The sequence below is a fragment of the Stutzerimonas kirkiae genome, from assembly GCF_004327335.1.
Classification (GTDB): Bacteria; Pseudomonadota; Gammaproteobacteria; order Pseudomonadales; family Pseudomonadaceae; genus Stutzerimonas; species Stutzerimonas kirkiae.
Map to the genome: position 1 here is coordinate 144,888 of NZ_QJUO01000006.1, position 7,346 is coordinate 152,233.

The window sequence follows — 7,346 nt, forward strand, 5'->3', positions numbered from 1 at the left end:
GGGCGGGTATCCACACAGGTTGGCAAGTCTTCCCTGAGCGGCACTGCATCTTCATCCCGCCGCCGGCATGCACATGCTCGTGCAGGCCTTGCCGGCCAGGGGGGCTGGCGTCGAGCAGGCGGTCGGTTTCGTTATCCTTGTTGTGCAGCACGAAGTAGGGCACCGAGGTTGGTGCCACGGGGCGGAGGCCTCGGCTTTATCCCTCCATCTGGCGGCGCTCAGGCCGGATAGGTAGAGGGCCGGGTATGGTCATTTCGCTCGCAGGGAACGAGCCGCCGGCTCAGGCAAGGAGAAAGAGAGAGGCGCTCCGATTGGCGGGCGGCCAGGCGTGACATGCCCGGGCTTCGCTATACCGATACAGCCGCAATTGCCCTGGAGCGCCAGGCGAACGCCAGGACCATCAGCAGTCCCAGGCCGGCCATCGCCGCCCCGGCCAGGGAAATCGCCGGATAGCCCAGCCCGGCATTGATCACCGCCCCGCCCAGGGCCGCGCCAATGGCATTGCCGAGGTTGAAGGCGCCGATGTTCAGTGCCGACGCCAGGTTGGGCGCATCCTTGGCCGCTTCCATCACGCGCATCTGCAGCGGCGGCACCAGGGCGAAGCTGGCAATGCCCCAGACCAGGATGGCGGCGGCGGCCGGCAACGGCCAGCGCATCAGTACGGCGAACGCCAGCAACACCAGAATCAGTACGCTCAGCGAGACGATCAGGGTACGGTCGATGGAACGGTCCGCGGCCTTGCCGCCCCATATATTGCCCAGGGTCAGTCCCACGCCGAACAGCACCAGCATGGCGGTGATAAAGGTGGTGGAGGCGTGGGTCTCGCTACTGAGGATCGGCGCGATATAGGTGAACACGGTGAACATCGCGCCCGAGCCGACCACGGTCAGCGCCAGTGCCCCGAGCACCGGGCCACGACCCAGCGCACGGATTTCCGCCAGCACGCCATCGCTTTCCGGCAGCGGCACATCGGGCAGGGCGAACCACAGCGCGACCATGGTCACCGCGCCCAGGCCGGCGATGCCCCAGAACGCGGTGCGCCAGCCGAGCAACTCGCCGAACCAGGTGGCTAGCGGCACGCCGCCGATGGTCGCCAGCGTCAGGCCCATGAACATCGCCGCCACGGCGCCGGCGCGCTTGTCTGGCGATACCACGCTGGCGGCGACGATGGAGCCGACGCCAAAGAACGCGCCGTGGTTGAGAGAGGTCACCACCCGGGCCACCAGCAGGCTGTAGTAATCGGTCGCCAGGGCCGACATCAGGTTGCCCAGGGTGAAAATAGCCATCAGTCCGATCAACAGATAGCGCCGGGGAATCCTGCCGGTGGTCAGGGTCATCAGCGGCGCGCCGAACAGCACGCCGATGGCATAGGCGCTGACCAGCAGGCCGGCCACCGGGATCGACACGCCCAGGTCGGCGGCGATGCCGGGCAGCATGCCCATGGGGGCGAACTCGGTCACACCGATGCCGAAGGCACCGATGGCGAGTGCGACGAGGGGGGGATTGATACGCATGCAAGGCTCCTTATTTATGCCGCAAATGCTACGATCCGGCTTTTCCAGGCGCTAGCCCGCTTTACCGACAAGCACCTTTGCCTAGGAGGCACAAATGGATTTCACCGGCAGGTCGGGGGAAATGGAGGTCTTCGCCCGCGTGGCGCAGGCCGGCAGCCTGTCGGCCGCCGCACGGGCGCTGGGGCTGACGCCCTCGGCGGTCAGCCGCATCATCGCCCGCACCGAACAACGTCTCGGCACCCGCCTGCTGTTGCGCACCACGCGGATGACGACCCTCACCGCCGAGGGCGAGGCGTACCTGCGCGGCGCGCGGCGCATCCTGGCCGACATGAGCGAAGTCGAAGAAGCCATCGCCGACCAAGGCGTGCCGAAAGGCCGGCTGCGGGTCAGTGCAGCACTCGGTCACGGTCGCATGGCCATCGTGCCACTGGTGGCGGCGTTCAGCGCCCGCTACCCGGACATCGTCGTCGATCTCTCCCTGGGCGACGAAGTGGTCGATATCCTCGGCGGCCGGGCCGATGTCGCGGTGCGCTTCGGCTATCTGCCCGACAGCCCCCTGAGCGCCCGCCGCATCGGTAGCACCGGTCAGGTGGTGGTAGCCTCGCCCCGCTACCTGCAACGCCACGGCACGCCCCATGAGCCGGAAGACCTGCTGCGGCACAACTGCCTGCGCTTCAACTTCCGCCGCGCCGAACCCAATTGGCCCTTCGCCCGCGACGGCCGCGAGTTCTCCCTCAAGGTCACCGGCAATATCGAATGCAGCAGCGGCGAGGCCCTGGCACAACTGGCCAGGGTCGACGCCGGCATCGCCCGCATCGGCGCCTTCAGCGTGGCCGATGACATACAACGCGGCGACCTGGTGCCGCTGCTGGAGGCCTGGAACCCTGGCGACCAGGAACCGATCCATGCCGTATTCATCGGTGGCGCGGCGATGCCGGCGCGGGTGAGGGTGTTCGTGGATTTTCTAGTGGAACATCACCGGATATAAGGCGGCCTGCGGAAGTGGCTTGTGAGGCTGGAGGTATGGCCTGAGCGCTATCTTGCTGATTCGATTTCGGTGCCAGGGCCATTCGATCTCTCGACCGCGTTTCGCGAGCCCGACCAGCCCCTCTACGCAACACGCATAAACCCATCCCAGGGGCTCTTCGCCGACATCCCTGTCGGCGAAGGTTGCTCCGAGGGGCTGGCCGGGCTCGCGGCCAATACCGTGTCGACTATGAGAAAAAGCCCTTACGCCGTCGCTCCCGCGCAGGCGGGAGCCCAGTGCGTGGATGTCCTTGAGATGTGAACTGCTTGGCAGATTCAGGCGCTCGATATTGACTCTATTGTTCGCGCCCGCATGCTGGCTTCTGGAGCGTCGAAACTCCCACAAGCAGGTAAATCTGAGTCAGTGCCAGTAGCGATTTATTAGTACCTGAAGATGGCACCACTATGGTCGGGAGGCCTAGGGTCTGTTGACGTTTCGCTTTAAGCCATTGATCTATAAGAGCAAGCTCGTATCGTTGTAGCTCTCACACAACACCAATACGAGCTTGCAATGCCCCGATTGATGCTCAGCGATGAGCACTGGTCGAAGCTGTTGGAAATTCTGCTTCACATGACCATCTACAACAAGCGTGATCTACGAATGACCGTCGAAGGCATGCTTTATCGCATGCGCACAGGATGCCCCTGGAGAGATCTGCCCGAGGCGTTTGGCGACTGGAACAGGATCTACAAACGCTTCAATGCCTGGTCTGCTTGAGGTAAGTGGCTCAGGATCTTCAAGGCGCTTGTGGTTGAACCCGACCTGGAGTGGGCTTTCATTGATGGCAGCTATGCCAAAGCCCACCAGCACAGTGTCGGCGCTGCCAGCGGGGATGATGAGGGCATAGGGAAAAAGTCGGGCCGGCAACGCCAGCAAGATTCACTTCGCCGTGGATGCACATGGCCTGCCCATCGAGTTTGAAATCACGGGAGGCCAGATCAACGATTGCACACAGGCAACCTCCTTGATTGCCAAGCTTCCCACGGCGCAAGCCATCGTCGCCGATAAGGGCTATGACAGCGAGGCGATACGCGAGCAGATAGAGGAACAAGGTGCCAAGGCTGTAATTCCAAGAAAGCGCACCTCTGTGAAAGGCAACGCTGATCTGGACAGAGGGCTTTACCGCAACCGGCACTTGCTGGAAAACGCCTTCGCCCGGTTGAAACATTACCGGGCAGTGGCGTCGCGCTTCGACAAGCTCAAACGAAATTACGAGAGCGTGGTGGCCATGGCATGTGCCTTCCTTTGGCTACCCATGTGAAATGTCAACAGACCCTAGCGTGGAGCAAAAGCTACGGGAACCAACATTGCATGCGGCCGTTCCGGTGGCTCCGTATCGCATCCGGGACGGCCCGGGCTGCTCAGCACCTGGGCTGATGCATCCAGGCTCGACGTGGCTCGCCTCAGAGACCCGGGATGCGTTCCTAGACCTCGTCAGGCTCGAAGCCAGCCGCATCTGGTGGCGTCGGCTGCACGCGGCGGCGTGCCGATAGGTCCGGCGGCTGGCCGTAGACGAGCCGACCGTGCTCCACGACGTACTTGACGGGAATCTTCGGATTGTTGATGTCCTTGCCCCCATCTGCGTGCCACTTCTCTACCCACTTCGTAAAGTAGAACTCCAAGTCTGCGGGTTCCAGCAGGTAAACCGACTGGAGAGCGATGTGGCGGTAGATCGCGAAGGCCCAGGGCACCTGCCTGTACTTGGCGATGATGACGGGGTTCATGTGATGATGGGTCGAAAAGCCCCTGGTCAGCTCGATGTTCACCGACTTGAGCTCGTACTCGCGCCCGGCCGAGTCCACGGCGTCGTTGCCCTCGCGGCCTGGGATAATCTTGAGTCCCATCAGAAGCAGGACCTGGAGCAGCTTGCCGCCGTTGTCCTGGAATACGTCGTCGATGCCGTGCTTGGTGGCGAGCCGTTGGTACTCCTCGACGGAGGACCAAATTTCTTGCAGGCGTGCGTAGTCGTCGTGTGGGGTCAGTGTCACTTCTTCAGCTCCTCCAGCAGTGATGCGGGAGAAACGCCCAAGGCCACGGCCAGCCGTTCGATGTTGTCGATGGAGATATTTCGCTCCCCTCGCTCCACCGAGCCAACATAGGTCCGGTGAAGCCCCGCCGCGTCGGCCAAGGCCTCCTGCGACAGTCCGAGCTGCTCCCGCGCTTTCCTCAGGTTGAAGGCGAACCGCCTTCTCGTCGCTGAGGGCTTTAACTTCTTATCCATACGCGGGAGAATGGGTAAATGATGACGATGAATCTACAGACTATGAGTAGCAGAGCGGATGATCGATAACTTTCCCCCGGCATACTTCACGCGCAACGGCGCGACATTTATCGGGGACTCGCGCGAGCTGCTCGCGGACCTGCCCGACGGCAGCGTCAACCTCGTGATAACCAGCCCGCCCTTCGCCCTCCAGCGGCAGAAGGAGTATGGCAATCTCGACCAGCACGAGTACATCGACTGGTTCCTCGATTTCGGGCGGCTAGTACACCAGAAGCTAAAGGACGACGGCAGCTTTGTCGTTGACTTCGGCGGTTCGTATATGAAAGGCGTGCCAGCGCGGAGCCTCTACAACTTCCGCGTCCTCATCCGAATGGTCGATGAGCTTGGGTTCTTCCTCGCAGAGGACTTCTACTGGTTCAACCCGTCGAAGCTGCCGAGCCCGATCGAGTGGGTGAACAAGCGCAAGATGCGGGTCAAGGACTCGATCAACACCGTGTGGTGGTTCAGCAAGACCGAGTGGCCGAAGGCCGACGTCACGAAGGTACTGGCTCCGTACAGCGACCGCATGAAGAAGCTGATCGAGGACCCCGACAAGTTCTACACCCCGAAGATGCGACCATCGGGGCACGACATCGGCAAGGGATTCGCTAAGGACAACGGCGGAGCTATCCCGCCCAACCTTCTGCAAATCTCGAACTCCGAGTCGAATGGGCAGTACCTATCGGGCTGCAAGGCCGTGGGGATCAAAGGCCATCCGGCGCGCTTCCCTGCGAAGCTGCCTGAGTTCTTCATTCGCATGCTGACCGAGCCCGACGACCTTGTCGTGGACATATTCGGTGGGTCGAACACTACCGGCCAGGTCGCTGAGGCTGAGGGAAGACGTTGGATGACGTTCGAGGCTCTGCCCGAGTACGTTGCAGCCTCGGCGTTCCGCTTCCTCGACAAGGGCATGACGCCCGAAGCCATGCGGTCCTTGTACGACCGGATCGCTGCCGGTGAGTCGGTCAGCATTGATGAGTATCGACAACAGACAGCGCTTGCGCTGTAGGCGACAGAAAGCAAAAAGACCACCCGGTGAGGGTGGCCTTTTCACATCAAGTGGTGCCGGAGAGAGAAGTCGAACCCCCGACCTTCGCATTACGAATTCGCAGGGCTATCGCAATTCCGTGTCGATTTCGTGTTTAGCGCGGTTCAGAAACGACAAAGGCCAACCGCGAGGTTGGCCTAAGGTCTTGCTGTACATGGTGCCGGCACCAAGAGTCGAACTCGGGACCTACTGATTACAAGTCAGTTGCTCTACCAGCTGAGCTATACCGGCAAAAAAGAGCGGCTATTATAGCGATTGGGTTAGCGCTGTAAACCCGCTTCTTTCAAGGCGTTATCGCTCCTTTCGGGAGGCCGGGCAAGTCTTGGTGGAAATCTGCCACTGGTGGTGCCCGCCGCTACCAGGGCAGCGCCGGGCGGCGGGTTCCGAGTGCCCTGGCAGGCCGTCAATGGTGATGCTGGTGGTTTTCCCCATGCTGGGCATCGCCGGGGGCCTCTTGTTGCACCGCGACTTCCAGCTGGATATCGCCGGCTTTCTCGAACTTCAGGGTCAGGGGGAAGCGTTCGCCGGCCCTGGCCTGTTGTTTCAGGTCGAAGAGCATGACGTGGTAGCCCATGGGCTCGAACTTCACCGTGTCGCCAGCGGGGATGGTGACGTTCTGTACCTGCTGCATTTTCATCATGTCGCCGGCATGGCGGTGTTCGTGCAGTTCGGCTTTGCCCGCCGCCGGGCTGCTGGCGCCGAGCAGGCGGTCTGGGGCGTTGCCGTTGTTGTGCACGGTGAAGTAGGCGGCGGCGGTCGGGGCCACGGGGGGCATTTCGCGTGACCAGGGGTGCTCGATGTGCAGTTGGCCGGCATCGTATTCATGGGCCTGGGCGAGCAGTGCGGGGGCGAGCAAGGCCATGGCCAGCAGGGTGTTTTTCAGGTTCATGGGGTGTTTCCTCCGGAGTTGGATAGAAGTATGGGGCGAGCCTTGTGTTGATGTCGCCGGCCCAGTGGGCTGCCGCTGAGACAGATAAGCAGGCCGTCGAGGCTGCCCAGCCAGATCCAGCCGTCCCATCGCGGGCGTCGGTTGGTGGACCAGGCCGACGCGGCCACTGAGGGGCCCCCTGGTGCGCTCGAAAAGGGCCGGGAAGCTTCGGTAGGCGCCGAAGCTCCCATGGCCGAGGTATTGATGCCGCTCATGCCGTTCAGCGCTTCCCGGCTGTCGCGGGCGTTGTGCACTTCCATCACGGCACGGGGGAGTTTGACCGGGGCGGGTGTCTCGCGGGCGATGAGGCCGATTCGAGAGTCTGTGCCGATCGGTTGGTCGGGGGTTACGCTCGAGGGCGGCGCCGCTTCGATATGGGCGGCTGAAATGCTGCTGGGCAGTGCCAGGGGGGCTCGCGCCCAGGCGAACGGGCTGCTGTCGACGAGCAGGGTCAGGGTGGTGATACGAATGGACATGGAGGGCTTCCAGGCTTCGTTCTATTCGATAGGCCGGTGGCGGTCAGGCATGCAGCCGGGCCGGATGGGCGATTTTTCAGAGCACGGGAAGGG

Annotated in this window: 7 protein-coding genes, 1 tRNA gene and 1 pseudogene; 3 read left to right on the top strand and 6 right to left on the bottom strand. The window is 62.5% G+C overall.

The window, feature by feature from the left end; genetic code table 11:
• Positions 1 to 347: 347 nt before the first annotated feature.
• Positions 348 to 1,514 carry an MFS transporter gene (locus DNJ95_RS05845; RefSeq protein WP_131183789.1) on the bottom strand — a complete coding sequence of 389 codons (1,167 nt, stop codon included), beginning with the start codon at positions 1,512 to 1,514 and terminating at the stop codon, positions 348 to 350.
• A 94-nt stretch (positions 1,515 to 1,608) separates the two neighbouring features.
• Between DNJ95_RS05845 and DNJ95_RS05850 the strand changes: the two genes are divergently transcribed.
• Together DNJ95_RS05850 and DNJ95_RS05855 are read left to right on the top strand one after the other, a co-directional pair.
• A complete protein-coding gene (locus DNJ95_RS05850; protein WP_131183790.1) occupies positions 1,609 to 2,502 on the top strand; it encodes a LysR family transcriptional regulator in 894 nt (297 codons plus the stop codon).
• A 549-nt stretch (positions 2,503 to 3,051) separates the two neighbouring features.
• A pseudogene (locus DNJ95_RS05855) lies at positions 3,052 to 3,802 on the top strand (IS5 family transposase).
• Positions 3,803 to 3,965: 163 nt separating this feature from the next.
• Here the strand turns inward: DNJ95_RS05855 and DNJ95_RS05860 are convergent.
• Entirely contained in the window at positions 3,966 to 4,529 is a 564-nt protein-coding gene (locus tag DNJ95_RS05860) for a PDDEXK family nuclease (RefSeq protein WP_207388733.1), read from the bottom strand.
• A complete protein-coding gene (locus tag DNJ95_RS05865; protein WP_131183791.1) occupies positions 4,526 to 4,762 on the bottom strand; it encodes a helix-turn-helix domain-containing protein in 237 nt (78 codons plus the stop codon). The genes DNJ95_RS05860 and DNJ95_RS05865 overlap by 4 nt, the downstream gene beginning before the upstream one ends.
• A 58-nt stretch (positions 4,763 to 4,820) precedes the next feature.
• Here DNJ95_RS05865 and DNJ95_RS05870 point away from each other — a divergent pair, with 58 nt between their 5' ends.
• Positions 4,821 to 5,810, top strand: a complete 990-nt coding sequence (locus tag DNJ95_RS05870) for a DNA-methyltransferase (protein ID WP_131183792.1) — start codon at positions 4,821 to 4,823, stop codon at positions 5,808 to 5,810.
• A 194-nt stretch (positions 5,811 to 6,004) separates the two neighbouring features.
• Here DNJ95_RS05870 and DNJ95_RS05875 read toward each other — a convergent pair.
• The 3 genes from DNJ95_RS05875 to DNJ95_RS05885 form a co-directional block, all read right to left on the bottom strand.
• Positions 6,005 to 6,080, bottom strand: a tRNA-Thr gene (locus DNJ95_RS05875).
• 172 nt (positions 6,081 to 6,252) lie between these two features.
• On the bottom strand, positions 6,253 to 6,738 hold the full coding sequence (locus DNJ95_RS05880; RefSeq protein ID WP_131183793.1) for a copper chaperone PCu(A)C: 486 nt from the start codon (positions 6,736 to 6,738) through the stop codon (positions 6,253 to 6,255).
• Entirely contained in the window at positions 6,735 to 7,253 is a 519-nt protein-coding gene (locus tag DNJ95_RS05885; protein ID WP_131183794.1) for a hypothetical protein, read from the bottom strand. The genes DNJ95_RS05880 and DNJ95_RS05885 overlap by 4 nt, the downstream gene beginning before the upstream one ends.
• Between the last annotated feature and the right edge of the window lie 93 nt (positions 7,254 to 7,346).